The sequence below is a fragment of the Variovorax sp. OV700 genome (assembly GCF_900099805.1).
Classification (GTDB): domain Bacteria; phylum Pseudomonadota; class Gammaproteobacteria; order Burkholderiales; family Burkholderiaceae_C; genus Variovorax.
In genome coordinates, this window is record NZ_FNDR01000004.1 from 328962 (window position 1) to 354031 (window position 25070).

Annotated in this window: 25 protein-coding genes and 1 tRNA gene; 16 read left to right on the plus strand and 10 right to left on the minus strand. The window is 67.2% G+C overall.

Annotation, left to right across the window (positions count from 1 at the left end; all coding sequences use genetic code 11):
* Position 1 precedes the first annotated feature (1 nt).
* Positions 2 to 964 (plus strand): bifunctional hydroxymethylpyrimidine kinase/phosphomethylpyrimidine kinase, encoded by a 963-nt coding sequence (locus BLR24_RS11400; protein ID WP_093016849.1) that lies wholly within the window; start codon positions 2 to 4, stop codon positions 962 to 964.
* A complete protein-coding gene (hemL, locus tag BLR24_RS11405) occupies positions 964 to 2259 on the plus strand; it encodes a glutamate-1-semialdehyde 2,1-aminomutase (RefSeq protein WP_093016851.1) in 1296 nt (431 codons plus the stop codon). Before BLR24_RS11400 ends, hemL begins: the two co-directional genes overlap by 1 nt.
* Positions 2260 to 2283: 24 nt before the next feature.
* On the opposite strand, the gene purH is transcribed toward hemL, so the two are convergent.
* Genes purH through dusB form a run of 3 tightly spaced genes read right to left on the minus strand, consistent with a single transcriptional unit; the run spans position 2284 to position 5226 of the window.
* Positions 2284 to 3891: a bifunctional phosphoribosylaminoimidazolecarboxamide formyltransferase/IMP cyclohydrolase gene (gene purH, locus BLR24_RS11410; RefSeq protein ID WP_093016853.1), complete on the minus strand. Its 1608-nt coding sequence runs from the start codon at positions 3889 to 3891 to the stop codon at positions 2284 to 2286.
* 16 nt (positions 3892 to 3907) lie between these two features.
* The gene (locus BLR24_RS11415; RefSeq protein WP_007838304.1) at positions 3908 to 4144 is read right to left on the minus strand and encodes a Fis family transcriptional regulator; all 237 of its coding nucleotides are present in this window, start codon (positions 4142 to 4144) and stop codon (positions 3908 to 3910) included.
* Between the two features lie 23 nt (positions 4145 to 4167).
* Positions 4168 to 5226, minus strand: coding sequence for a tRNA dihydrouridine synthase DusB (gene dusB / locus BLR24_RS11420; protein WP_093016855.1), 1059 nt, complete (start codon positions 5224 to 5226; stop codon positions 4168 to 4170).
* Between the two features lie 178 nt (positions 5227 to 5404).
* Here dusB and BLR24_RS11425 point away from each other — a divergent pair, with 178 nt between their 5' ends.
* Positions 5405 to 5875, plus strand: coding sequence for a YqaA family protein (locus BLR24_RS11425; protein WP_055808356.1), 471 nt, complete (start codon positions 5405 to 5407; stop codon positions 5873 to 5875).
* Positions 5876 to 5891: 16 nt separating this feature from the next.
* Here BLR24_RS11425 and BLR24_RS11430 read toward each other — a convergent pair whose 3' ends face one another.
* Both BLR24_RS11430 and ychF read right to left on the minus strand, forming a co-directional pair.
* Positions 5892 to 6566, minus strand: coding sequence for a glutathione S-transferase (locus BLR24_RS11430; protein WP_093016857.1), 675 nt, complete (start codon positions 6564 to 6566; stop codon positions 5892 to 5894).
* Positions 6567 to 6574: 8 nt separating this feature from the next.
* Entirely contained in the window at positions 6575 to 7666 is a 1092-nt protein-coding gene (gene ychF, locus BLR24_RS11435) for a redox-regulated ATPase YchF (protein WP_093016859.1), read from the minus strand.
* A gap of 201 nt (positions 7667 to 7867) precedes the next feature.
* Here ychF and BLR24_RS11440 point away from each other — a divergent pair, with 201 nt between their 5' ends.
* The 6 genes from BLR24_RS11440 to rbsD are packed head-to-tail and all read left to right on the plus strand — an operon-like array spanning position 7868 to position 13968.
* Positions 7868 to 8827 carry a sugar ABC transporter substrate-binding protein gene (locus BLR24_RS11440; protein ID WP_093016861.1) on the plus strand — a complete coding sequence of 320 codons (960 nt, stop codon included), beginning with the start codon at positions 7868 to 7870 and terminating at the stop codon, positions 8825 to 8827.
* Between the two features lie 50 nt (positions 8828 to 8877).
* The gene (locus BLR24_RS11445; protein ID WP_093016863.1) at positions 8878 to 10497 is read left to right on the plus strand and encodes a sugar ABC transporter ATP-binding protein; all 1620 of its coding nucleotides are present in this window, start codon (positions 8878 to 8880) and stop codon (positions 10495 to 10497) included.
* Positions 10494 to 11489: an ABC transporter permease gene (locus BLR24_RS11450; RefSeq protein ID WP_093016865.1), complete on the plus strand. Its 996-nt coding sequence runs from the start codon at positions 10494 to 10496 to the stop codon at positions 11487 to 11489. The genes BLR24_RS11445 and BLR24_RS11450 overlap by 4 nt, the downstream gene beginning before the upstream one ends.
* A gap of 24 nt (positions 11490 to 11513) precedes the next feature.
* The gene (locus BLR24_RS11455; protein ID WP_093016867.1) at positions 11514 to 12614 is read left to right on the plus strand and encodes a LacI family DNA-binding transcriptional regulator; all 1101 of its coding nucleotides are present in this window, start codon (positions 11514 to 11516) and stop codon (positions 12612 to 12614) included.
* Complete coding sequence (rbsK, locus tag BLR24_RS11460; RefSeq protein ID WP_093016869.1) at positions 12611 to 13579, plus strand: ribokinase; 969 nt, start codon at positions 12611 to 12613, stop codon at positions 13577 to 13579. The genes BLR24_RS11455 and rbsK overlap by 4 nt, the downstream gene beginning before the upstream one ends.
* Entirely contained in the window at positions 13576 to 13968 is a 393-nt protein-coding gene (rbsD, locus tag BLR24_RS11465; RefSeq protein WP_093016871.1) for a D-ribose pyranase, read from the plus strand. The genes rbsK and rbsD overlap by 4 nt, the downstream gene beginning before the upstream one ends.
* A gap of 19 nt (positions 13969 to 13987) precedes the next feature.
* Here rbsD and BLR24_RS11470 read toward each other — a convergent pair whose 3' ends face one another.
* Positions 13988 to 14869, minus strand: coding sequence for an MOSC domain-containing protein (locus tag BLR24_RS11470; protein WP_093016873.1), 882 nt, complete (start codon positions 14867 to 14869; stop codon positions 13988 to 13990).
* A 74-nt stretch (positions 14870 to 14943) separates the two neighbouring features.
* Here BLR24_RS11470 and BLR24_RS11475 point away from each other — a divergent pair, with 74 nt between their 5' ends.
* The 4 genes from BLR24_RS11475 to BLR24_RS11490 all read left to right on the plus strand — a co-directional run bounded on the left by BLR24_RS11475 (position 14944) and on the right by BLR24_RS11490 (position 19526).
* Positions 14944 to 16077 carry an FAD-dependent monooxygenase gene (locus BLR24_RS11475; RefSeq protein WP_093016875.1) on the plus strand — a complete coding sequence of 378 codons (1134 nt, stop codon included), beginning with the start codon at positions 14944 to 14946 and terminating at the stop codon, positions 16075 to 16077.
* 20 nt (positions 16078 to 16097) lie between these two features.
* On the plus strand, positions 16098 to 16820 hold the full coding sequence (locus BLR24_RS11480) for a DsbC family protein (protein ID WP_093016877.1): 723 nt from the start codon (positions 16098 to 16100) through the stop codon (positions 16818 to 16820).
* On the plus strand, positions 16820 to 18670 hold the full coding sequence (locus BLR24_RS11485; RefSeq protein WP_093016880.1) for a M61 family metallopeptidase: 1851 nt from the start codon (positions 16820 to 16822) through the stop codon (positions 18668 to 18670). The genes BLR24_RS11480 and BLR24_RS11485 overlap by 1 nt, the downstream gene beginning before the upstream one ends.
* 76 nt (positions 18671 to 18746) lie before the next feature.
* Positions 18747 to 19526 carry an enoyl-CoA hydratase gene (locus BLR24_RS11490; RefSeq protein ID WP_093016881.1) on the plus strand — a complete coding sequence of 260 codons (780 nt, stop codon included), beginning with the start codon at positions 18747 to 18749 and terminating at the stop codon, positions 19524 to 19526.
* A gap of 42 nt (positions 19527 to 19568) precedes the next feature.
* Here BLR24_RS11490 and BLR24_RS31030 read toward each other — a convergent pair whose 3' ends face one another.
* The gene (locus tag BLR24_RS31030) at positions 19569 to 20828 is read right to left on the minus strand and encodes a hypothetical protein (protein ID WP_254787245.1); all 1260 of its coding nucleotides are present in this window, start codon (positions 20826 to 20828) and stop codon (positions 19569 to 19571) included.
* A complete protein-coding gene (locus BLR24_RS11500) occupies positions 20825 to 21493 on the minus strand; it encodes a sigma-70 family RNA polymerase sigma factor (protein ID WP_093016883.1) in 669 nt (222 codons plus the stop codon). The genes BLR24_RS31030 and BLR24_RS11500 overlap by 4 nt, the downstream gene beginning before the upstream one ends.
* 147 nt (positions 21494 to 21640) lie before the next feature.
* On the opposite strand from BLR24_RS11500, the gene BLR24_RS11505 reads away from it, so the two are divergent.
* Positions 21641 to 21717 (plus strand) — tRNA-Met (locus BLR24_RS11505).
* Between the two features lie 248 nt (positions 21718 to 21965).
* Here the strand turns inward: BLR24_RS11505 and alkB are convergent.
* Positions 21966 to 22616: a DNA oxidative demethylase AlkB gene (gene alkB, locus BLR24_RS11510; protein ID WP_093016885.1), complete on the minus strand. Its 651-nt coding sequence runs from the start codon at positions 22614 to 22616 to the stop codon at positions 21966 to 21968.
* The gene (locus BLR24_RS11515) at positions 22613 to 24064 is read right to left on the minus strand and encodes an aminotransferase-like domain-containing protein (protein WP_093016887.1); all 1452 of its coding nucleotides are present in this window, start codon (positions 24062 to 24064) and stop codon (positions 22613 to 22615) included. Before BLR24_RS11515 ends, alkB begins: the two co-directional genes overlap by 4 nt.
* Before the next feature lie 98 nt (positions 24065 to 24162).
* Here BLR24_RS11515 and BLR24_RS11520 point away from each other — a divergent pair, with 98 nt between their 5' ends.
* On the plus strand, positions 24163 to 24351 hold the full coding sequence (locus BLR24_RS11520) for a DUF2970 domain-containing protein (protein WP_093016889.1): 189 nt from the start codon (positions 24163 to 24165) through the stop codon (positions 24349 to 24351).
* The gene (locus tag BLR24_RS11525; RefSeq protein ID WP_093016891.1) at positions 24348 to 25067 is read left to right on the plus strand and encodes a c-type cytochrome; all 720 of its coding nucleotides are present in this window, start codon (positions 24348 to 24350) and stop codon (positions 25065 to 25067) included. The genes BLR24_RS11520 and BLR24_RS11525 overlap by 4 nt, the downstream gene beginning before the upstream one ends.
* The last annotated feature ends 3 nt before the right edge of the window (positions 25068 to 25070 follow it).

Genomic DNA, 25070 nt, shown 5'->3' on the forward strand with positions numbered 1-25070 from the left:
TATGACCATTTACTTACATTCCGCAGACAACACCCGCAAACCGGGCAATCTTAACGACCCTCCGCCGGACGCTGAAGAAGCGGCCGAACGGGACCTGAATCCGCCCTGCGTGCTGGTCTTCAATGCCAGTGATCCGAGCGGCGCCGGCGGGCTGGGGGCCGACGCCCTGGCCATGGCTTCGGTGGGTGCACACATGCTGCCGGTGGTCACGGGCGCCTACGCGCGCGACACGGCCGAGATATTCGACCATTTCGCCTTCGAAGAGGAGGCCATTGCCGAGCAGGCGCGCGCCATCCTGGAAGACGTGGAAGTCCAGCTCATCAAGGTGGGTTTCGTGGGCAGTCCCGACGCGCTGAGCACCATCGCCGAGACCGCCTCCGACTACCCCGAGGTGCCGCTGGTGGCCTATATGCCCAATCTTTCGTGGTGGGATGAGAACCTGATCGAGCCCTATCTGGATGCTTTTCGAGAGTTACTTCTGCCGCAGACCACAGTGTTGGTTGGAAACCACAGCACCCTCTGGCGATGGCTGCTTCCCGACTGGAGCGGCGAGCGTCCGCCCGGTGCGCGGGACATCGCCAAGGCTGCCGGCGAGTTCGGCGTGCCCTACACGCTGGTGACCGGCATGGTGCTGCCCGACCAGTTCATCGACAACGTGCTGGCTTCGCCGCAGTCAGTGCTTGCCAACGAAAAATACGAGCGGCTCGAGGCCGTCTTTGCCGGCGCCGGCGACACCCTGTCGGCCGCGTTGGCCGCCCTGCTCGCGAGCGGCACCGACCTGGTGGCCGCCACCACCGAGGCCCTGGCTTACATGGACCGCTGCCTGGACGCCGGATTCCGGCCCGGCATGGGCCACGTGCTTCCCGACCGCCTCTTCTGGGCCGAGCCGGAAGATGAAGACGACGACGAAGACCCCGATGCTGCCCCCGATTTCGCCCTGCCCCCTCACGACACCAGACATTGATGCCAAACGCTGACCAAAACGACATTCTTTTCGAGCGCGCACGCGCCGTCATTCCCGGCGGCGTCAATTCGCCAGTGCGTGCCTTCAAGGCCGTGGGCGGCACGCCGCGCTTCATCCGCCGTGCCGAGGGCGCCTACTTCTGGGATGCCAACGACAAACGCTACATCGACTACATCGGCTCCTGGGGCCCGATGATCCTGGGCCACGGCCACCCGGCCGTCGTCGAGGCGGTGCAGAAGGCGGTGCTCGAGGGCTTCTCCTACGGTGCGCCCACCGAGCGCGAGATCGAACTGGCCGAAGCCATCCTCGCCCTGGTCCCATCGATGGAGATGGTGCGCCTCGTGAGTTCGGGCACCGAAGCCGCCATGAGCGCGCTGCGCCTGGCGCGCGGCGCCACCGGCCGCAAGCACATCATCAAGTTCGAAGGCTGCTACCACGGCCATGCCGATGCGCTGCTGGTAAAGGCCGGCTCCGGCCTCGCCACCTTCGGCCACCCCACCTCGGCCGGCGTGCCGCCCGAGGTCACGCAGCACACGCTGGTGCTCGAGTACAACAACATCGCGCAGCTCGAGGAAGCTTTTGCGCTGCACGGCAACGACATCGCCTGCCTCATGATTGAGGCGATTGCCGGCAACATGAACTTCGTGCGCGCCACGCCTGAATTCGCCGCCCGCTGCCGCGCGCTTTGCACGCAGCATGGCGCGCTGCTGGTGTTCGACGAAGTGATGACCGGCTTTCGCGTGGGCCTGCACGGCGCACAGGGTGTGCTGGGCATCACGCCCGACCTCACGGTGCTCGGCAAGGTCATCGGCGGCGGCATGCCGCTCGCGGCCTTCGGCGGCCCGCGCGCCATCATGGAGCAGCTCGCGCCGCTCGGGCCGGTCTACCAGGCCGGCACGCTGTCGGGCAACCCGGTGGCGACGGCCTGCGGCCTTGCGACGCTGAAGGAAATTGCGCGCCCCGGTTTCTACGAAGCGCTGTCGAAGAAGACGCGCTCGCTGGTCGAAGGCCTCAAGGCCGCCGCCGCAGCCGAAGGGCAAGCCTTCAACGCCGACAGCGAGGGCGGCATGTTCGGCTTCTTCCTGATGAACGAATTGCCGCAGAACTACGCCACGGTGATGACCACCGACAACGCGAAATTCAACACGTTGTTCCACGGCCTGCTGGACCGCGGCGTGTATATCGCACCAGCACTCTACGAAGCGGGCTTCGTGAGCGCCGCGCACAGCGACGAAGACATCGCCGCCACCGTCGAAGCCGCAAGGCAGATCTTCAAGGCCTCTCAGCCTCGTTGATCGTGATCGCCTGCGGGCGCGAGGTCAGTGGCGGAAGTGGCGCACGCCCGACAGCACCATGACCACGCCGCGCTCGTCGGCGGCATCGATCACTTCCTGGTCGCGCATCGAGCCACCCGGCTGGATGACGCAGCTCGCGCCGGCATCGACCACCACGTCGAGCCCATCGCGGAACGGGAAGAAGGCATCGCTCGCCACCGCCGTGCCCTTGAGCGACAGGCCCGCATGCTCGGCCTTGATGCTGGCGATGCGCGCTGAATCGAGGCGGCTCATCTGGCCCGCGCCCACGCCCATGGTCATGCCGCCAGCGCAGAACACGATGGCGTTGCTCTTCACGTACTTGGCAACCTTCCACGCGAACAGCAGGTCTTGCAGCTGCTCGGGCGTGGGTTGCTTCTTGCTCACCACCTTGAGGTCGCTTGCCGAAAGCTCGTGGTTGTCGGCGGTCTGCATCAGAAGGCCCGAGCCGACGCGCTTGACGTCGATCGCGTTGCGGCCGTTGTCCCAGTCGGTGGCACCACCCTTGGGCAATGCGATCTCGAGCACGCGCACGTTGAGCTTGGCCTTGGTCGCCTGGAACACCTCCAGCGCCTCAGGCGTGTAGCCCGGCGCCATCAGCACTTCGACGAACTGCTTGTTGACGGCTTGCGCAGTGGCAAGGTCCACCGGACGATTGAAGGCGATGATGCCGCCGAAGGCCGAAGTCGGATCAGTCTTGAAGGCCTTGTCATAGGCCTCGGCCGCGTCCTTGCCAACAGCCACGCCGCAGGGGTTGGCATGCTTCACGATCACGCAGGCCGGCACGTCGAAGCTCTTCACGCATTCCCATGCGGCGTCGGCATCGGCGATGTTGTTGTAGCTGAGTTCCTTGCCCTGCAGTTGCTTCGCGGACACGAGCGAGCCGGGCGCCGGATACAGGTCGCGGTAGAACGCGGCCTGCTGATGCGGGTTCTCGCCATAGCGCAAATCTTGCACCTTCACGAAGCGGCCGTTGCTTTGCGCCGGGAACAGCGAGCGCGTGGGCGCAGGCTGGCCGATGCTGGCGTCGAAGTCGATGGCCGAGAGGTAGTCGCTGATGGCGCCGTCGTAGTCGGCGATGCGGTTGAACGCGGCCACGGAGAAAGCGAACTTGGTCTTGTCGCTGAGCTTGCCGCTGGCCTGGAGCTCGGCCAGTGCCACGGGGTATTGCGAGGCGTCGGTCAACACGCCCACGTCTTTCCAGTTCTTGGCCGCGCTGCGCACCATGGCCGGGCCACCGATGTCGATGTTCTCGATGGCGTCTTCGAGCGTGCAGCCGGCCTTGGCCACTGTGGCTTCAAACGGGTAGAGATTGACCACGAGCAGGTCGATGGTGTCGATGCCGTGTTCCTTGATGGCCGCAACGTGCGCCGGCAGGTCGCGCCGCGCGAGCAGGCCGCCATGGATCTTGGGATGCAGCGTCTTCACGCGGCCGTCGAGCATTTCGGGAAAACCGGTGTGGTCGGCCACTTCGGTCACGGGCAGGCCGGCATCGGCCAGCAGCTTGGCGGTGCCGCCGGTGGACAGCAGCTTGATGCCAAGGCCGTGCAGCGCTTGCGCGAATTCGAGGATGCCGGTTTTGTCGGAGACGGAGATGAGTGCGGTCTGGGCCATGGAATATGCCGTGGAGTTATTTCAAAAGTTTGTGTTCAACCAGCTTCTTGCGAAGCGTGTTGCGATTCAGGCCCAACCATTGCGCGGCCTTCGACTGGTTGCCCTCGGCGCGCGTCATCACGACGTCGAGCAAGGGCTTCTCGACCACCCGCACGAGCATCTCGTACATGCCGTCGGGCTCGGTGCCGCGCAAATCGCGAAAGTAGCTGTCCAGACTGGTGCGCACGCAGTCCTCGATGTGTTTCTTGCTCATGCTTTTTCTTCTCTTCTTCTCTCTCAATCAGCGGCGCAGGCCGCCTCCTCTTCACCTGACAGCTCTTCGGCCGCCTGGTGCACGGGCATGCGGTCCATGCGGTCCGCCAACCCGTCGAAATAATCGCCGACCGCGCGCAGTTGCGCCGTCGAGTCTTCGATGGTGTTCATCCGCGCGCGAAAGGCTTCGCCGTCCGGCAGCGTACGCACATACCAGCCAATGTGCTTGCGCGCCGTGCGCACGCCGCTGAACTCGCCGTAGAGCGCGTAGTGCTCCACGAGGTGGTCGAGCAGCAGGCGGCGAACCTCGGCAACCAAGGGCGGTGCAAGGTGCGTGCCGGTATCCAGGAAATGCGCGATTTCGCGAAAGATCCAGGGCCGGCCCTGCGCTGCGCGGCCGATCATTACCGCATCGGCGCCGGTGGCCGCGAGCACGTCGCGTGCCTTCTCGGGCGAGCGGATGTCGCCGTTGGCTACCACGGGCACGCGCACTGCGGCCTTCACGGCGGCAATGGTGTCGTACTCGGCATTGCCCTTGTAGCCCTGCTCGCGCGTGCGGCCGTGCACGGTGAGCATCTGCACGCCCGCCGATTCGAAATCGCGCGCGAGCTTCACCGCGTTGCGGTGCTCTTCGCTCCAGCCGGTGCGCATCTTGAGCGTGACCGGCACGTTGAAGGGCTGGGCCGCATCGACCACGGCGCGCACGATCTCGAGTGCCAGGGGCTCGTCGCGCATCAGCGCGGAGCCGGCCCACTTGTTGCAGACCTTCTTGGCCGGGCAACCCATGTTGATGTCGATGATCTGCGCACCGCGCTCTATGTTGTAGACCGTGGCCTCGGCCATCATGGCCGCATCGGTGCCGGCAATCTGCACCGCGATGGGGCCGGGCTCACCGTCATGATTGGCGCGGCGCGATGTCTTGAGCGTGTTCCACAGTTCCTTGCGCGAAGTCACCATCTCGCTGACCGCGTAGCCCGCGCCGAGTTCGCGGCACAGCATGCGGAAGGGCCGGTCCGTCACGCCGGCCATGGGCGCGACGAACACTCGGTTCTTCAGCGTGTGGGTGCCGATCTGCAAGGTCATGGGAGAAAGTGTCGCGGTTCGGCTGCTGAAAAATGAGGCACGATTGTAGCCACGCGCCGTTTTGTCGGCTGAAACGATTTGCGCCCGGGGTACCGGCGCAAACACCCTTGTGCACGGCGCTTTTTCCGACCGTGATTTGAAAGCGCGCTGCCTATACTGCGTCGACTCATTTCACCTTATGCAAGCCTGGCTCGACGCTCTTCTCGCACTGCTCGCACTTCCGCAGTTCGGACTTTCCACGCTGTTCATTGCGGCTTTCGTCTCGGCCACGCTGTTGCCGGTGGGCTCCGAGCCCATACTTTTCGGCCTGCTCAAGCTCAATCCCGAGATGTTCTGGTCGGCCATTGCGGTGGCCACGGTGGGCAACACGCTAGGCGGCGCGGTCGACTGGTGGATAGGCTACGGCGCGCACAAGGTGGCCGACAAATACTCGCACTCGAAACATCATGTGCGCGTATTGGGCTGGCTTGAACGGCTCGGCCCGAAGGCTTGCCTTTTGAGCTGGCTGCCGATCGTGGGCGATCCGCTGTGCGCGGTGGCGGGCTGGCTCAAGCTGCCCTTCTGGCCATGCCTCGGCTACATGGCGATCGGAAAATTCCTGCGCTATGTCACCATGACGGTCGCGCTGCTCTACGTGTTTCCGTCGTGAAACAGTTGCTGCTGTTTCAACTCAAAAGACCGTAAGGGCCGCCGCGTTCCAGTGCACGCTGGTAGGCCGGGCGTGCATGGATGCGCTCGAGGTAGGCCATCAGCCTGGGCCGCTTCGCATCGAGACCGCCACGCGCCTGCGCGGCTTCGACCGGGAAGCTCATCTGGATGTCGGCGCCCGTGAATTCATTGCCGGCAAACCACTCGCTCTTGCCGAGTTCGGCCTCCATGAAATTCAGGTGGCTCTCGATGTTCGGCGTGACGATGGCCGCCTTGGCCTTGCCGGCAATCATCTTGGCAATCGGCTTCGCAAAGAATGGCATCTTGCCGTTCTCGATCTTGTCGAACACGAGCTTGAGCAGCAATGGCGACATCGCCGAGCCTTCCGCGAAATGCAGCCAGTAGCGATAGCGCACGGCCTCCGGCGTGCCCGGCGCTGGCGCCAGTTGGCCGTTGCCATGGCGCTCGATCAGCGTCTCGATCACCGCGCCCGATTCCGCCAACGCAAGCCCGTCGTCCGTCGTCACCACTGGCGACTTGCCAAGCGGATGAACGGCCCGCAGCGAAGCGGGCGCCAACATGGTTTGCGGATCGCGCTGGTAATGGACGATTTCGTAGGGCAGCGCGAGTTCTTCGAGCAGCCAGAGCACGCGCTGGGAACGCGAGTTGTTGAGGTGGTGGACGGTAAGCATGCGAGGCTTCACGAGCTGAAAAGGAAGTTCATGACATCGCCATCTTTCACGACATATTCCTTGCCCTCAGAACGCATCTTGCCCGCGTCCTTCGCGCCCTGCTCGCCCTTGAAGGCGATGTAGTCCTCGAAGGCGATGGTCTGGGCGCGGATGTAGCCCTTTTCGAAATCGCCGTGGATCACGCCAGCGGCCTGGGGGCCGGTGTCGCCGATGTGGATGGTCCAGGCGCGCACTTCCTTGACGCCGGCGGTGAAGTAGGTCTGCAGGCCCAAGAGCTTGAAGGCCGCGCGGATCAGGCGGTTGAGGCCCGGCTCGTCCTGGCCGATTTCGGCGAGGAACATCTTCTTGTCCTCGTCGTCCATCTCGGCCAGGTCAGCTTCGATCTTGGCGCAGATGGCGACCACGGGCGCGCCCTGCTTGGCGGCGTATTCGCGCAGGCGATCCAGGTACGGGTTGTTCTCGAAGCCGTCTTCCGCCACGTTGCCGACAAACATCGCGGGCTTGGCGGTGATGAGCGTGAACGACTTCACCAGCGGCTGCTCTTCCTTCGTGAACTCGAGCGCGCGCACCGGGATGTTCTCGTTCAGCGCGGCCTGGCAGCGCTCGAGCAGGCCGACGAGCTTCTGCGCGTCCTTGTCGCCCGAGCGCGCCACCTTGGTATGGCGATGCAATGCCTTCTCGACCGTGGCCAGGTCGGCCAGGCAGAGTTCGGTCTGAATCACTTCGATGTCGGAGATGGGGTCGACCTTGCCGGCCACGTGGATCACGTTGTCGTCGTCGAAGCAGCGCACCACGTTGACCGTGGCGTCGGTTTCGCGGATGTGCGCGAGAAACTTGTTGCCCAGGCCCTCGCCTGTGCTGGCACCGGCCACCAGGCCTGCAATGTCGACGAACTCGACGATGGCGGGCACCACGCGCTCGGGCTTCACGATCTCGCTGAGCTGCGCGAGCCGCGGATCGGGCACTTCCACCACGCCCACGTTGGGCTCGATGGTGCAGAACGGATAGTTCTCCGCTGCGATGCCGGCCTTGGTCAACGCATTGAAAAGGGTGGATTTACCGACGTTGGGCAGGCCGACGATGCCGCATTGCAAACTCATAGGGGGTCCTCTTGGGTAACCGGCGATTTTAAGGGCGGCGGTTCCGGGACGCGGTTTCGCTCCAAAACCAGCCGCTTCCGGATCGAACCGAGATCAGGGTTAAACCGGATTAGCAAACGTTTGCGCAAACGTTTTCGTTGGTTAACATCGGCACCCCGGCCTGGACCGGCGCACTGCTCAACCCCTCAGGAGACAACACCCATGAAGTTCACCCGCCGTACGCTGCAAAGCGCAGCCGCCCTGACCCTGCTGGGCGCCCTTGCCGCCTCGCCCGCCCTCGCGCAGGACAAGCCCAAGGTCGCGCTGGTCATGAAATCGCTGGCCAACGAGTTCTTCCGCACGATGGAAGACGGCGCCAAGGCGCACCAGAAAGCGCACGCCTCGCAGTACACCCTGGTCGCCAACGGCATCAAGGACGAAACCGACACGGCGGCTCAGATCAAGATGGTCGAGCAGATGATGGCGCAGAAGATCAACGCGCTGGTCATCGCGCCGGCCGATTCGAAGGCGCTGGTGCCGGTGGTCAAGGCCGCCATCGATCGCGGCATCCTGGTGGTCAACATCGACAACCAGTTCGACACCGCCGCGCTGAAGGAAAAGGCCATCCAGGTGCCTTTCGTCGGCCCCGACAACCGCGCCGGCGCCAAGCTGGTCGGCGACGAGCTGGCCAAGAGCCTGAAGGCCGGCGACAAGGTCGGCATCATCGAAGGCGTTTCGACCACCTTCAATGCGCAGCAGCGCACCCTCGGCTACCAGGACGCCATGAAGGCCGCCGGCGTGACGGTGGTGGGCGTGCAGTCGGGCCAGTGGGAAATCGACAAGGGCAACACCGTGGCGGCCGGCATGATGCGCGAGCATCCCGACCTGAAGGCGCTGCTCGCGGGCAACGACAGCATGGCGCTCGGCGCGGTCGCTGCCGTCAAGGCCGCGGGCAAGACCGGCAAAGTGCTGGTGGTGGGCTACGACAACATCGGTGCCATCAAGCCGATGCTGAATGACGGCCGCGTTCTTGCCACAGCCGACCAGTTCGCGGCCAAGCAGGCCGTGTTCGGCATCGAGACCGCGCTCAAGGCGCTGGCCGAGAAGAAGCCCCAGTCGAGCATGCCCGCCGAAGTGAAGACCGACGTGGTGCTGGTCACCAAGTCGTCATCGCCGAAGTAAGCCACCAGAAGAAAAAGAAAGAGCCGACGTTGAACGCATCCGCCGTCATCATGAATACAGGTCTTGCCGCTCCCGTGCTCACTCTGAGTGGGCTAGGCAAGGACTATGCGGCGCCGGTGCTCGACGACGTTTCTCTTGTGCTGAATGCCGGCGAAGTGCTCGCGCTCACGGGCGAGAACGGCGCGGGCAAGAGCACGCTGTCGAAGATCGTCTGCGGCCTCGTGCAACCGACGCGCGGGCAGATGGTGCTCGACGGTGCAACGTTCCAGCCCGCATCGCGCCGCGACGCCGAACGCCTGGGCGTGCGCATGGTCATGCAGGAGCTGGGGCTGGTTACCACGCTGTCGGTGGCGGAGAACCTGCTGCTCGACCGGCTGCCCAACCAGACTGGCTGGATCCGCCGCGGCAAGCTGCATGAGCTGGCCGCGCGCCAGCTCGCCAAGATCGGCATGCAGAACATCGACCCGGCGACGCCCGTGGCGCGGCTGGGCATCGGCCAGCAGCAGATGGTCGAGATTGCGCGCAACCTGCAGGACGACACGCGCGTGCTGGTGCTGGACGAGCCCACCGCCATGCTCACGCCGCGCGAGACCTCGCATCTGTTCGAGCAGATCGAACTGCTGAAGGCGCGCGGCGTAGCCATCGTCTACGTGTCGCATCGTCTCGAAGAGCTGCAGCGCATCGCGGACCGCGTGGCGGTGCTGCGCGACGGCCGCCTGGTGGACGTGCGCGCCATGGCCGGCGTGCGTGAATCCGAGCTGGTGCAGCGCATGGTGGGCCGTGCGGTGCACGAACACGAAGGACGCGACCGCCGCGTGGCCGGACCGGTGCTGCTGAGCGCGCGCGGCATCGGCCGAGCACAGGTCGTGCGCGATGTCGACATCGACCTGCGAGCGGGCGAAGTCATGGGCCTCGCGGGCCTGGTCGGCTCCGGCCGGACCGAACTGGTGCGGCTGCTGTTCGGCGCCGACCGTGCCGACCGCGGTGAAATTCTTCTCTACGACGGCGCATCCGATGCAGAGCCGGTGCAGCGCGCCCGCAAGGGCTGGCGCTCGCCGATGCAGGCGATCCGCGCAGGCATCGGCCTGGTCACCGAAGACCGCAAATCGCAAGGACTGCTGCTCACGCAATCGATCCGCGTCAACGCCACGCTCAGCGACCTGGGTGCGATCTCGCGTGCGGGCTGGCTGCAGCGCGCCAGGGAGCGCGGCATTGCGCGGCGCCTGGTGGAACTGCTGCGCATCCGCTCGCGCAGCATCGAGCAACCGGTTGCCACGCTGAGCGGCGGCAACCAGCAGAAGGTGGTGTTCGCGCGCTGGCTGCATCGCGAATGCAAGGTGCTGCTGCTCGACGAGCCCACGCGCGGCGTGGACGTCGGCGCGCGTGCCGATCTCTATGCCGAACTCGACCGCATGACCGACGCCGGCAAGGCGCTCTTGATGGTGTCGAGCGACCTGCGCGAGCTGATGGCCATGTGCGACCGCATCGGTGTGATGAGCGCCGGCCGGCTGGTCGCGGTGTTCGAGCGCGGCCAGTGGAGCGAGCAATCGCTGCTCGCCGCCGCTTTCACCGACGCGGCAGGACGCACCGCCGCTGCGATAACCCCGACGACGGGATCCGCCATTTCCGATTCGAATCCGGCCCAGCCGGCCACCGCCGACACACCATGAACGCAGCCGCTGCTACATCCACCACGACATCCGCTCCGCCCTCGGCCCTCAAGGGCCAGCTGGGCACCTACCTTGGCTTGACCGTCGTGCTCGTGGGCATGATCGCGCTCTTCGGCGCGCTGAGCGAATACTTCTTTACCCGCGAAACCTTCATCTCGATTGCCAACGAAATTCCCGCGCTCGCGGTGATGGCGGTCGGCATGACCTTCGTGCTGATCATCGCGGGCATCGATCTTTCGGTGGGTTCGGTGCTTGCGCTCAGCGCGGCGGTGACGGCCGCAGCCATCCTTCAATGGAAGCTCTCGGTGCCGGCGGCTGCCGCGCTGGGGCTTGCCACGGGGCTGGTGTGCGGCACCGTGACGGGTGCCGTCTCGGTCGCGTGGCGGCTGCCGAGCTTCATCGTCTCGCTGGGCATGCTCGAAGCGGTGCGCGGCGGCGCCTACCTGGTAACCGATTCGCGCACGCAGTACGTGGGCGACGCCATCTCGGGCCTTGCCGCGCCATGGGTCGGCGGCATCTCCGCCGCCTTCGTGCTGGCGGTGGTGCTGGTGGCCGTCGGCCAACTGGTGCTCACGCGCACGGTCTTCGGCCGGCACGTGGTGGGCATCGGCACCAATGAAGAAGCTATGCGGCTTGCGGGCATCGATCCGCGGCCGATCCGCATCATCGTGTTCGCGGCCACGGGCCTCCTGGCCGGGCTCGCAGGGCTGATGCAGTCGGCCCGACTCGAAGCAGCCGACCCCAATGCCGGCGTCGGCATCGAGCTGCAGGTGATCGCGGCCGTGGTCATCGGCGGCACCAGCCTCATGGGCGGACGCGGCTCGGTGGTCAACACTTTCTTCGGCGTGCTGATCATCGCGGTGCTCGAGGCCGGGCTCGCGCAGGTGGGTGCCAGCGAGCCGAGCAAACGCATCATCACCGGCGCGGTGATCGTGGTTGCGGTGATCATCGACACCTTGCGCCAGCGCCGTGCGGACCGTCGCCTGGCCTGAAGCTGCAAACAAGGGGAACACACCATGGCCACCATCAAGGACGTCGCGCTGCGCGCGGGGGTTTCGGTTACCACCGTCTCGCACGTGGTGAACGACACGCGCCATGTGAGCGCCAAGGGGCGCGAGCGCGTGGAAGAAGCCATCCGCGAACTGGGCTACGTGCCCAACGCGATGGCGCGCAGCCTCAAGAGCAACACCACGTCGACGCTCGGCATGCTGATTCCGAACAGCTCGAACCCCTACTTCGCCGAGATCGTGCGCATTGTGGAAGACCGCTGCTTTGGCGCCGGCTACACGCTGGTGCTGTGCAACACCGACGACGAGCCCCGCCGCCAGAGCGTGTACCTGCAGGTGCTGGCCGAGCGCCGCATCGACGGATTGATCGTGGTTTCGACCGGGGCCGGCGACGACGACTCGCTCGTCACGCAACTGCACGGCCTGCGCATTCCCACCGTGCTGGTCGACCGCGAGATTGCGGACCCGGCCTGCGACCTGGTGGAAACGGCCCACATGCAGGGCGGCCTGCTCGCGGTGCGCCACTTGCTGTCGCTCGGCCACAAGCGCATTGCCTGCATCGGCGGACCGGTGGGCGTGATGCCGAGCGAGCAACGCATCGAGGGCTGGCGCATGGCGCTGGCCGAAGGTGGCGTGACACCGAATGCGGACGCGCTGCTGTGGCGCGGCGGCTTCACGAGCCAGGGAGGCTACGAGGCGATGCACGCCATTCTGCGTACGGAGCAGGCACCGTCGGCCGTGTTCGTCTGCAACGACCTGATGGCCATCGGCGCCCTGCGCGCTGCGCATGAAAGCGGCGTGCACGTGCCCGATGACCTTTCCATCGTCGGCTTCGACGACATCGAGCTCTCGGCCTACACCAGCCCGCCGCTCACCACCGTGGCGCAGCCCAAGGAGCGCATCGGCGCGCTGGCGGTCGACATGCTGCTGGAGCGCGTGGGCGGCAAGCGGCGCGATGCACGCAAGGTGGTCCTGCAGCCCGAGCTGCGCGTGCGCGCCTCGACCGCGCGCCATGCGAGCTTTCGCGAAGCCGCCGCACCTTCCGCTTCTTCGCCCTCTTTGTCGTCCACGCCTTCGTCCCCGGAAAACCGAAAGTCCCGCGCCCCGTGAGTTCAACGCATCTTTCTTCTTCCAGCGCCGGCGAGCCGCCGCGCATCGTGGTGCTCGGCAGCCTCAACATGGACATTGTGCTGCGCGTGCCGCATGCGCCGGCCGCGGGCGAAACTCTGCTGGGCCGTTCGGTCGCGCACATTCCCGGCGGCAAGGGCGCCAACCAGGCCGTGAGCTGCGCGCGCGAAGGCGGCCGGGTGGCCATGATCGGCTGTGTCGGCAACGACGCACATGGCCGGGCACTGCGCGAAGCGCTCACGCAGGACGGCATCGACACCACTTCGCTGCGCACCGACGGCGCCGAGCCCACGGGCACCGCGCTCATCCTGGTGGAAGACGGCGGCCAGAACCGCATCGTGATAGTCCCCGGCGCCAATGCGCAGGTCGAGATCGACGAGGCTGCGCTGCGGCAGCAGTTGCAGGGCGCGGCATTCCTGGTGACGCAGTTCGAAACGCCGATGGACCAGGTGGCGGGCGCCATCTCGGTGGCACATGACGCCGGCTGCAAGGTGCTGCTCAACCCATCGCCCGTGCAGCCCATCGCCGAGCCGCTATGGCCGTGCATCGACACGCTGGTCGTCAACGAGATCGAAGCGCATGCCTTGTGCGGCCAGGCGGCCGACAGCCCACAGGAGGCCGCGCTCGCGGGCCAGGCCCTGCGCGCCAAGGGCGTTGCACGCGTCGTCGTCACGCTGGGCGCGCGCGGCGCCGTGGCCATCGACGCCGACGGCGCGCGCCACCATCCCGCGCCGAAGGTGAAGGCAGTGGACACCACCGCCGCCGGCGACACCTTCCTGGGCGCACTGGCGGTTGCATTGAGCGAAGGCCAGTCGTTCGACGAGGCCGTTCGCCTGGGCATTCGAGCGGCTGCGCTGTGCATTCAGCAACCCGGCGCCCAACCTTCCATTCCGCAGCGCGATGCCGTGCTGCACAGCCCCATGCCTCCCGACTGGATCGCTCTGTGAAACGTACCGCACTGCTTCACGCCGAACTTTCCCAGGTCATCGCCTCCATGGGCCATGGCGACATGCTGGTGATCGGCGATGCCGGCCTGCCGATTCCCGACGGCCCGCGGCGCATCGACCTGGCCGTGACGCGTGGCGTTCCGCTGCTCGCCGACGTCTTGCAGGCCGTGCTGTCCGAGATGCAGGTCGAAGGCGTGGTGGTGGCCGACGAGGCACTGAATGGCGCCAAGGTTCTGCCCGCCTGGTACCCGCAGTCGCTCGGCATCGCGCCGCAGACTGTCTCGCACGAGGAGTTCAAGCGGCGCAGCGCGACGGCGCGCGCCATCGTGCGCACGGGCGAATGCACGCCTTACGCCAACATCATGCTGATTGCCGGCGTGAGCTTCTGAGGCGCCGCGCCTTTCCCGCCTATTCGAAGCGGTAGTTCGCGCCCACGGCCTGCCCGACCTTGAGCATGTGCTCCACGCCCTGCAGCACGATGCAGTTCATGCCGAAGGTGATGCGTCCGTCGACGCGCGCATCGGCGCGGTAGGTGCGCAGCATGTCGCCGACCTCGGAGCTGCTGATGGCGGTGGCCGGATCGATGTCCGGAACCGGGCAGCGGGTGCAGGGCTTCACCGGCTTGAGCTCGGCCTCGCCTTCGTTCGTAGTTATGTGCAGCGCGTCGACCCGGTCCTCGTCGTGCGACTCGATGCCGGCGAGCACGATGTTCGGGCGGAAGCGCTCGATGCCGACCGCGTCATGGCCCGCGGCGGCCAGCCGCTCGTTGAGTTCGGCCAGCGAGCCCTCGCTGGCCACCAGCAGCGGATAGCCGTCGGAGAACTGGTTCTCCGCCTCCACGCCGCCGGTCCATTGCAGGTTCGACAGGCGCTTTTGCTCGGGATCGAAGCGCACCAGACGCAGCGCCTGCGGCTTGCCCGGCTCGGTCAGGAAGTCGCTGAACCACTGGGCGGCGATGTCGCCCATGTCGTAGGCGGACACTTCGTCTTTCCAGACGCGCGCGCGCACCGGCTTCTCGACCCGGTCGAATGCCAGGTGCAGGGCCAGCATGCCTGGCGCGCGGAGCACGACTTCCGTCTGCTTCATCTGCGGCCGGATGAGCGCCATGCGCGGCAGCTGCCGCTGAGTGACGAACGCGCCCTGTGCGTCGACCACCATCCAGGCGCGGTCGAACTCGAGGCCGGTTTCGGTCAGCAGCGCCTCGGGAAGCTCCACCCCCGCGCACGATTTGACGGGGTAGACGAACAGGCGCGCAATGGTCGCCTCGAGGTCGAAAACTGGCTGTGGCACGTGGGGTTCCTTGGAATTCGGCAGCGATTGTCCCGCATCGTCCCGGCCGGGGGCATAGTTCTTACAATGGGCCGATGGCCCTTTCCCCTGAAGTTTGCATACGCGGCGCCGGCATCGTCGGCCGCACGCTGGCCCTGCTGCTGGCGCGCGAGCGCGTGCGGGTTGCGCTGGTGGTTCCGCCTGTCGCGGCCGCCAAGGAAGACATCCGGGCCTATGCGCTCAACACCGCCTCGCGCGCCTTGCTCGAATCGCTGCGTGCCTGGCCCGATGCGGCGCATGCCACGCCCGTGCGCGAAATGCTCGTGAACGGCGACGAAGGCGGACGCGTCCAGTTCAGCGCCGTGCGCCAGAAGGTCGACGCACTGGCCTGGATCGTCGACGTGCCGGCGCTCGAGCAGCAGCTGGCCGATGCGGTGCGCTTCCAGCCGCAGGTCGAGGTGGTGTCCGAACCCGTCGCCGCGCCGCTTACGGTGGTGTGCGAGGGCAAGGCCAGCGCCACGCGCGACGCACTCGGCGTGAGCTACGCCGTCACCCGCTATCCGCAGCATGCGATTGCGGCGCGGCTCGAAGCGGCCCAGTCGCATGACGGCGTTGCGCACCAGTGGTTCAACGACCATGGCGAGGTGCTGGCCTTGCTTCCGATGGGCGGCGTGCAGAGCCATTCGGTCGCGCTGGTGTGGTCGGTCGACCAACTTCGCGCCCCCGCGCTGCTGGCGCAGAGTGCCGATGAATTCAACGCCGCCGTGAGCGAAGCCAGCCACGGCGTGCTGGGCCCGCTTCAGCTCACGAGCGAGCGCGCCGCCTGGCCGCTGTCGCGCGCCATTGCCGACCGCTGGACGGGCGCCATGCCGCAGGCCAAGGGCGCATCGCAAACCTGGGCGCTGGCCGGCGATGCCGCCCACACGGTGCACCCGCTCGCGGGCCAGGGCCTCAATCTCGGCCTGGCCGATGCGGCCATGCTGGCCGACGTGATCAAGCAGCGCGAATACTGGCGCAGCGTGGGCGACCCGCGCCTGCTGCGCCGCTACGAGCGCGCCCGCCGCGCCGACGTGCTGCAGATGAGCCTCGCGACCGACGGCTTGCAGCAACTTTTTTCGCACAGCATGGGTCCGCTGCCCGTGCTGCGCAACTGGGGCATGCGCGGCTTCGACCGCACGCGCCTCCTCAAGCATTGGATCGCCAACCAGGCGATGGGCTTGAAGGCATGAATCCATCGACCGGACTTTCCATGAAACTCGTACGCAACCTTCTTCTCGCCGCCTGCACGCTGGGTGCGGCCGTCGCGGCCCTTGCCGGCGAAGCCGAGATCCGCAAGAACCTTCCGGCGCGCATTCCGCAGTTCCCGGCCATCGACGAGGTCACCAAGTCGCCGCTGCCGGGCATCTATGAAGTGCGCGTGAACGGCTTCCAGATCTACTACACCGACGAGCAGGGCAACTACCTGCTGCAGGGCAATCTCATCGACGTGAAGGCACGCAAGAACCTCACCGAAGAACGCGTCGAGAAACTCAGCGAAGTCTCCTTCGACAAGCTGCCCGTGAACGACGCCATCAAGATCGTGCGCGGCAACGGCAAGCGCAAGCTCGCGGTGTTCGAAGACCCGAACTGCGGCTACTGCAAGCGCTTCGAAAAAGACATGAAGACGGTCGACAACGTCACCGTGTACCTGTTCCTGTACCCCGTGCTCGGGCCCGATTCGGCAGTGAAGTCGCGCGACATCTGGTGCAGCAAGGACAAGGGCAAGGCCTGGGGCGACTGGATGGAAACCAGCGCCAAGCCCGCCACCGCGGCAGCCAGCTGCGACGTGGCCGCGCTGCAGCGCAACGTGGAGTTCGGGCGCAAGTACAACATCACCGGCACGCCCACGCTGATCTTCAGCGACGGCACCCGCGCCCCGGGCGCCATTCCCGCGGAGCAGGTCGAGAAGCAACTCACCGCTTCCAAGAACTGATGGCCGCGCCAGCCGTCTCGCGGCGCGCAGTGGCTGCGCCGGCCGCCGCAGTGCGCTACCGCGTCGAATGCGCGGACCTGCACGCGCACCTCTTCGCCGTCACCCTGACCATCGAGGCGCCTTCGGCGCAGCAGCGTGTGGCGCTGCCGGTGTGGATTCCGGGCAGCTACCTGGTGCGCGAGTTCGCCAAGAACTTGCAAGGCCTGCGTGCCACGCAGGGGCGCCGCAAGCCCGTGCTGACGCAACTCGACAAATGCAGCTGGCAGATCGATTGCGTGCCGGGCCAGCCGCTGGTGCTGCATTACCAGGTCTGTGCCTACGACAACTCGGTGCGCACCGCCTGGCTCGACGCCGAGCGCGGCTTCTTCAACGGCACGAGCCTGTGCCTGCGGGTCGAAGGCCAGACGGACGCGCCGCACGCGCTGGAGATCGTCGCGCCTGCACCTTCGGCCGACGGCGCGCGCTGGTCGTGCGCCACCGCCCTCGTCCCCGCGAAGACCGACAAGCACGGCTTCGGCCGCTACCAGGCCGCCGGCTACGACGAGCTGGCCGACAGCCCGGTCGAGATGGGCGCCTTCTGGAGCGCCGAATTCGAAGCCTGCGGCGTGCCGCACCGATTCGTCATTGCAGGGGCCGCGGCCTCTTTCGACGGCGAGCGTCTGATCGCCGACACGCAGGCCATCTGCGAAGCCGAGATCCGCTTCTGGCACGGCGACAAGGCAGGCAAGCGCGGTGGGCCCAAGCTGCCGATCGACCGCTACGTCTTCATGCTCAACGCAGTGGACGACGGCTACGGCGGGCTCGAGCACCGCCACTCCACTGCGCTCATCTGCAACCGGCGCGACCTGCCGCAGCACGGCACCAAGAAGCAGCCCGAGGGCTACACCACGCTGATGGGCCTCATCAGCCACGAGTACTTCCACACCTGGAACGTCAAGCGCATGCGGCCCGCGGAGTTTGCGCACTACGACTACGGCCACGAGAACTACACGCACATGCTGTGGTTCTTCGAAGGCTTCACCAGCTACTACGACGACCTGCTGCTGCGCCGTGCCGGACGCATCGACGACGCGGGCTATCTGCGCCTGCTCAACAAGACCATCAACCAGGTGCTGCAGACGCCGGGCCGGCTGGTCCAGTCGGTGGCCGACGCGAGCTTCGACGCGTGGGTCAAGTACTACCGGCAGGACGAGCAAACGCCCAACAGCACCGTCAGCTACTACACCAAGGGCGCGCTGGTGGCGCTGTGCTTCGACCTCACCCTGCGCCGCGAAGGCAAGGGCACGCTAGACGACGTGATGCGCCACCTCTGGACGCAAGGCGGCGGGGGCCCCATCAGCGAAGCCGACGTGGCAGCTGCGCTCGAAGCCGTGGGCGGCCGATCGTATGCGGACGAGCTGGCGCAGTGGGTTCATTCGACCGACGAGCTGCCGCTCGCGGAGCTGCTGCGCGCGCACGGCGTTGCAGCGCTCGAAGACCCTTCACAACCGGCGCAGGCCCTGGGCCTGCGCGTCGCCGAGGCCAACGGCAGCGTCCAGGTCAAGGTGGTGCTGCGCGGCGGAGCGGCCGAAAAGGCGGGCTTCTCGGCTCACGACGAATGGATCGGCGTGGAGCTGCCGGCGGTCGGCAAGAAAGGCCAGCAGCGGCCCGCACAGGCTTGGCGCATCTCCAAGCTCGACGACCTGGCGCTGTATCTCGGCGACGCCACGCGCTGCACCGCGCTGGTGGCGCGCGACCGCAAGCTGCTGAGGCTGCCGCTGGTGCGCCCGGAAGGCGCCACCACGTGGCGGCTGTTCCTGCACGACGCGGCGAAGGTCGCGGGCTGGCTCATGCCGGGCGCGCGGCGCTGATCACGCTTCCGGCAGCGCGGCTTGCCGGCGCTGGGTATAGTGAACCGCGTTTTTTTCCCTTCCCCCGGAGACACCCATGAGCTACGAAAACATCGAAGTGCGGACCGAAGCAGGCAAGGTCGGCATCGTCACCCTCAACCGGCCCAAGGCGCTCAATGCGTTGAACGATGCGCTCATGACCGAGCTGGGCACCGCGCTCAAGGCCTTCGATGCCGACGACGCCATCGGCTGCATCATCCTCACGGGCAGCGAGCGCGCCTTTGCGGCCGGCGCCGACATTGCCGCGATGGCCAAGTACAGCTTCATCGACACCTACAAGGGCGACTACATCACGCGCAACTGGGAAACCATCCGCTCGATCCGCAAGCCGGTGATCGCGGCCGTGAGCGGCTTTGCGCTGGGCGGGGGCTGCGAACTCGCGATGATGTGCGACTTCATCATCGCGGCCGACAACGCCAAGTTCGGCCAGCCCGAAATCAAGATCGGCGTGATCCCCGGCGCCGGCGGCACGCAGCGCCTGCCGCGCGCGGTGGGCAAGAGCAAGGCGATGGACATGGCGCTCACCGCCCGCATGATGGATGCGGCCGAGGCCGAGCGCGCGGGCCTCGTGAGCCGCGTGGTGCCTTTTGAAAAGCTGGCCGACGAAGCGCTGGGCGCGGCGTTGATCATTGCCGGCTACTCGCAGATCGCGGTGATGGCGGCCAAGGAGTCGGTGAACCGCGCTTTCGAAAGCGGTTTGAGCGACGGCGTGATGTTCGAGCGCCGGCTGTTCCACGCGCTGTTTGCCACGGCCGATCAGAAGGAAGGCATGGACGCCTTCCTCAACAAGCGTCAGCCGGATTTCAAGAACGCGTGATCCTCATCACCTGAGAGCCGGCGCAGCGCGCCTGCTCGGGCACTACTGGCGCACGAGCAGCGCCCGCAACGCGGCGAGGGCCGACGCCGGCGGCGTGCCGACCGATGCACCGCCACCCGTCCCCGCTTGTGGTGTCCAGCGCACCTGGTCGCCGGCGATCTCGAGCACCGCGAGCAGCGTGGCGCCGCGGTAAAGCTCCAGCCGCGCCTCGACCGGCGCGGCCAGTTCGGCGCCCGGCGCCGTGGCCGAACGCGCGACCGTGTTCACCAGCGCGGCCAATCCCTCTGTATCGCCCCGTGCCTGGCGCACGCCCTGCCCTGCGCGCATCAGGTTCAAGGAGGACCACCGGTCCAGCGCGGAAAACGCCGATGCGTCGTCCGCTCTGGCCTTGGCCGCGGCGGCCGCGGGTGCGGGTGCGCGGGCAGCGGGAGCCTGGCGCAGGGCGCCGGAAGCCTCGGTACTGGAGTTGGCGCTGGCACTGCGCTGAGCGGCTGACAGGGCCGGGGAAGCGCTGCTGTCGGTCGACTCGCTGCTGGGCGGCGGGGGAGCGGCTGGCGCCATGGCCGCGGCCGGCGGCGCGCCTGCGGCATCGCGGCTTCTTCGCTGGCGGTTTTCCGGTTCGCTTTCTTCGCGTCGCTCCTCGGTGCGCGGGAACGCGCGCGGCGCGGGTGCGGATTGCTCTGCCATCGGTGCTGGCGATGGCTGCGCTACCGCGGCAGCCGACGGAGGCGGAGGCGCAGCCGCAATGACCGGCGCAGGCGCGGCCGGCTTGTCGGAAGGCGCTGGTGCCGGCGCCGTTCGGCGCACCGGGTCCTCTCTTCGCTGAGGCGACCCTCCGCTCGTCGCGTCTCGCGCCGCTTCGGTCGGAGGCTGCGCCGGAGCCGGAGCCGGAGCTTGCGCAGGAGGAACAGCAGCCGGAGCCGGAACGGACGCGGCAGGAGGCGCCGAGGCCACCCCGGCTTCTCCGTCGAGCTGCGCATCGGGCACCGGCTCTCGATGCCAGAGCACGGTAACGAAAGTGGCCACGAGCACGGTGGCAAAGGCGGCATTCCACGGCATGCGGGCATGCGATTCCCCACCACCGAACAGCCGTCGCCACCACGGCGCGGCCGCCGCGGGCGGGGTCGCGGGCACGGTCGCGAGGTTGTGCGCCATCTTCCGGATCGCGTCACGGGTACGCGGGTCGGGCAGCGCATCGTGGTCCGGCGCATGATCCAGCGCGCGGCGCAACATGGGGTCGCGCAGCGCACCGTCGTCGCCGTCGAATTCCGGGGGGTTGTTCTTGCCGCCGCCGTTGCTCATGCGCGCTGCTCCAGAACCGACAGGTAGCGTTCCATGCAGCCGCGCAACTTCTGCAGCCCATAGCGCAGCCGACTGCGTACGGTCTCGAAGCCGATCCCCAGGCTGGCCGCAAGCGCCTCGACGGTCAGCCCATCTTCATGGTGCAGCAGGAAGGCGGCGCGCTGCTCGGCCGGTAGTTCGTCGAGGCAGGCCAGCAGGCGCCGGCCGGCGGCGCGCCAGAACGCGAGCTCTTCGGCCGAAGGATGCGCCGCGGCGTCGAGGGCCGCGCCGCGCACGCCGCGGTCGAGCGTGGGCACCGCGTCGTCGCCCTCGTCGGGATGCGCGTCGAGCGCCACTTCGCGCCCGCTGACTCGCAGCCGGTCCATGGCCAGGTTGTGCGCGATGGTGAAGGCCCAGGTACGCCACGCGGCGCCCTGGGGCGAGAAGCTGTCGCGCGCGGAAATGATGCGCACCCATGTGTCCTGGAACACCTCGTCGGCCTGCGCGGCGAGCCGGGCGCCCAGCAGCCGCTTGACGAAGCGGAACAGCCCGCCCTCATGGCGCGCGTAAAGCACGTCGAACGCCGCGCCGTCGCCCTGCGCGTACGCCAGCATCAGCTGGTCGTCGGGCATGGCGTCGCGCTCGGTGGCGGCTTTGACGGAAGGGGCGCGGGGCAGCGCAGACATCGGCGGATTTTCACCCTGGCTTGTACGGTCGGCGGGCCGCTTCGGGGTTGGGCGTCGCAAAAAAGACACCGCATCGGAGGTGCCGGGCTTGATTGGGGCCCCGCAGCCTGCGCTATAATCTTGGGCTCGGTGCAAAACTGCCCGAACGGCTCTTTAGCTCAGTCGGTTAGAGCGATGGAATCATAATCCACAGGTCCGCGGTTCGAGTCCGTGAAGAGCCACCAGCATCATCAAAAAGCCTTGCGAGTCAATGACTTGCAAGGCTTTTTTGTTTTCCGGCGCCCGGTTTTCCGGTCTCTGCCGCCCGATTTTTTGCGCCAAAAAGGCCGGTGCCCGTTCAGCAGGCAATGTGGTGCGAACCCGCGCCGTTGCTCGCTTTGGCGACCCGGTTCCTCAGACAACCCACAGAGTTGTGCACAGAAAAGCAGGACAAGTCATCCGCTTGACTTGAGTGAAATGTAGGCCGCACGGCTCAACCTGCCTTGCGGAAAGTGAGGTTGATGCGGCGCCGGCCCAGCAGCGCATGCGGCCTGTCCTCGAGCGGCAGCACGCCGTGATAGCGCAGCCTGTCCGGACCGCCCCACACCACGACATCGCCGTGCACCAGCGGAATGCGCGCGGCCTTGTCGCTGCGCGCGAACCCGCCGAACAAAAAAGTGGCCGGCATGCCGAGTGACACCGAGACGATGGGCGCGCCATAGTCGCGCTCATCCTTGTCCTGGTGCAGCGACAGACGGGTGCCGGGCTCGTAGTGGTTGACCAGGCAGGCATCGGGCTCGAAGCCTTCGAATCCCGCTTCGGCAGCAGAAGCTTGTGCCAGGCGCTCGAACACCGCGGGCATCGGGGGCCATGGCCGGCCCGTTTCGGGATCGAGCTCGGCGTAGCGATAGCCGCGCCGGTCCGAGATCCAGCCCAGGCGGCCGCAGTTGGTCATCGCCACCGACATGGTGAGGCCGCCCGGGGTCACGAGGTGCCGGAAGGCGGCGCCCTGCTCGACCTCCTGCAACGCTGGCAGAAGATCGTTCACGAAGGGCAGCGCGAAACCACGCAGCACGAATGCACCAGGGCCGATCGCCTCTTTACCCCGCGGCAGTTCGGCATCGGAGAAGAGATCGAGCGTCACGCAACGATTTTCTCGCGCGCCGGGCCATCGGCTGCCGCCGCGGCCACCAAACGCCCCAACGTCTGCATCGCCTTTTCGGCGTGCCCGTCCCAGGCATGGCCGTAGTTCAGGCGCAGACAATGGGAGTAACCGCGCGTGGCCGAAAAGATCGGTCCCGGCGCCACGCTGATGCCGAGCTCCAGTGCTTGGGCGTGGATGTCCAGCGCATTCACATGCGTCGGCAACTCGACCCACAAGAAATACCCGCCCAGCGGCCGCGTGGCGCGCGTGCCCGCCGGAAAGCAGTGCCCCACCGCCTGCGCAAAGCTCGCCTGCTGCACCGCCAGCACCTGGCGCAGCTTGCGCAGGTGCTTGTCGAGACCGCCCTTCTCCAGGTAGCCAGCCAGCGCGAGTTGTGCGGGCACCGAGGTGCTGAGCGTGGTCGTCAGCTTCAGCCGCGCCACGGCACGCGTGAAACGCCCAGGCGATGCCCATCCGATGCGGTAGCCCGGCGCCAGGCACTTCGAGAATGAAGAGCAATGCAGCACGAGCCCCTGGGTGTCGAACGCCTTGGCGGGCGGTGGGCGCCGATCGCCGAAGTAGAGCTCGGCGTATACGTCGTCCTCGATCAGCGGCAGCGAATGGCGCGCCAGCAGTTCCACCAGCGCCTTCTTCTTCGCGTCGGGCATGAGGCTGCCGAGCGGGTTCTGGAAGGTGGTCATCAGCCAGCAGGCCTTGGGCCGGTGCGCTGCAATGGCAAGTTCCAGCGCAGCCAGGTCGATGCCTTCGCCGGGATGCGTCGGCACTTCGATCGCGCGCAAGCCCATACGCTCCAGCGCCTGAAGGGCCGCGTAGAAGGTGGGCGACTCGACGATCACCGAATCGCCCGGGCGCGTGACCGCCGCGAGGCACAGGTTGAGCGCCTCCATCGCGCCGTTGGTGATGACGATTTCATCGGCCGGCACCTGCATGCCGTCGCCCAGGTAGCGCAGCGCGATCTGCCGGCGCAGGGCCGCGCTGCCGGGCGTGAGGTCGTCCACGGTGCTCCACGGGTCGAGCGACTTGGCGCTCGCGGCCATGAACTGGCCCAGCCGCGCGAGCGGAAACAGCAGCGGGCTCGGAAACGCCGAGCCGAAGGGCACCACCTTGCGCGACATGCTGGCCTCGAGGATGTCGAACACGTGATCGCTCACGTCGAGAGACTTCGGCCCGTCCGCCGGACGCGACGTGAGATTGGCTTCGGGCGGCGCATCGTGGAGCGCACCGCCGGTGACGTAGTAGCCCGAGCGGTCCCGCGCGCGCACCAGGCCGCGGGCTTCCAGAAGGTAGTAGGCCTGGAACACCGTGGACGCGCTCACGCCACGGCTCTCGCCGGTATGCCGCACCGAAGGCAGGCGGTCGCCGGGTTTCAGCGTGCCGTGGCGGATCGACGCCTCGATGTCGGCGGCAAGGGCTTCGTAGCGCTTCATGTCAGGACGGCGTTCATTCGAGGCGACTTTATCTGCTCCGGTGTTTTGGTTCGGATCTGCATCTGTTTTTTTGGGGCCGGTTGCGGCACAGTCGGTGCATGTCCAATTTCATGCGCGCGGTACGCGCGGTTCTCTGGAGTTTCATCGGGCTTGGCGGCCGCCGCGCGGACGCCGACCGGCGCACCGAACAAGTCGGCCTGTTGCCGCTGATCGGCGTCGCGCTGGCCACTGTGCTGCTGCTCATTGCGGGGCTGCTGGCACTCGCGCATTTCGCGGCCGGCGCATGAGGAAGGCGGCCCACCGGCTCGCCGGAATCGCGCTGATGCTGCTGCTCGGCCACGGCATCGCAGCCATGGCGGCGACGGCCGCCGCGCCCTCCGGCAACGACATCGAGCGACGTGTGGCCGCCTGCATCGCCTGCCACGGACGCGAGGGCGCCACCACCAACGCCGGCTACTTTCCGCGCCTGTCCGGCAAGCCTGCGGGCTACCTGTTCAACCAGTTGCGGAGCTTTCGCGACGGTCGGCGCTTCAACGCCGACATGACCTACATGGTGCAGCACCTCTCCGACGCCTACCTGTTGGAAATGGCCGAGTACTTCGCGGGCCTGGACCTGCCGTACCCGCCGGTCTCGCCCGCGAGCGACGCGCCACCTGCGCAGCTGGCGCGCGGCCGACAGCTGGCCCTCGAAGGCGATGCCGCGCGACGCATTCCGGCCTGCGTGGAGTGCCACGGCGCCGCGCTCACCGGCGTGCGGCCGGCTATACCGGGCCTGCTCGGCCTGCCCCGGCTCTACGTGTCGTCGCAACTCGGCGCCTGGCTCACCGACGAGCGGCATGCGCTCGCTCCCGACTGCATGGCCGACATCGGCCGCCGCATGACCACCGCCGACATCAACGCCGTGGCCAGCTGGCTCGCGGTGCAGCCCATGCCGGCCGATCCAAAGCCGGCCGCATCCCTGCCCGCCCCGCTGCCGGTGGCTTGCGGCGGCATGCCGAAATGAGGC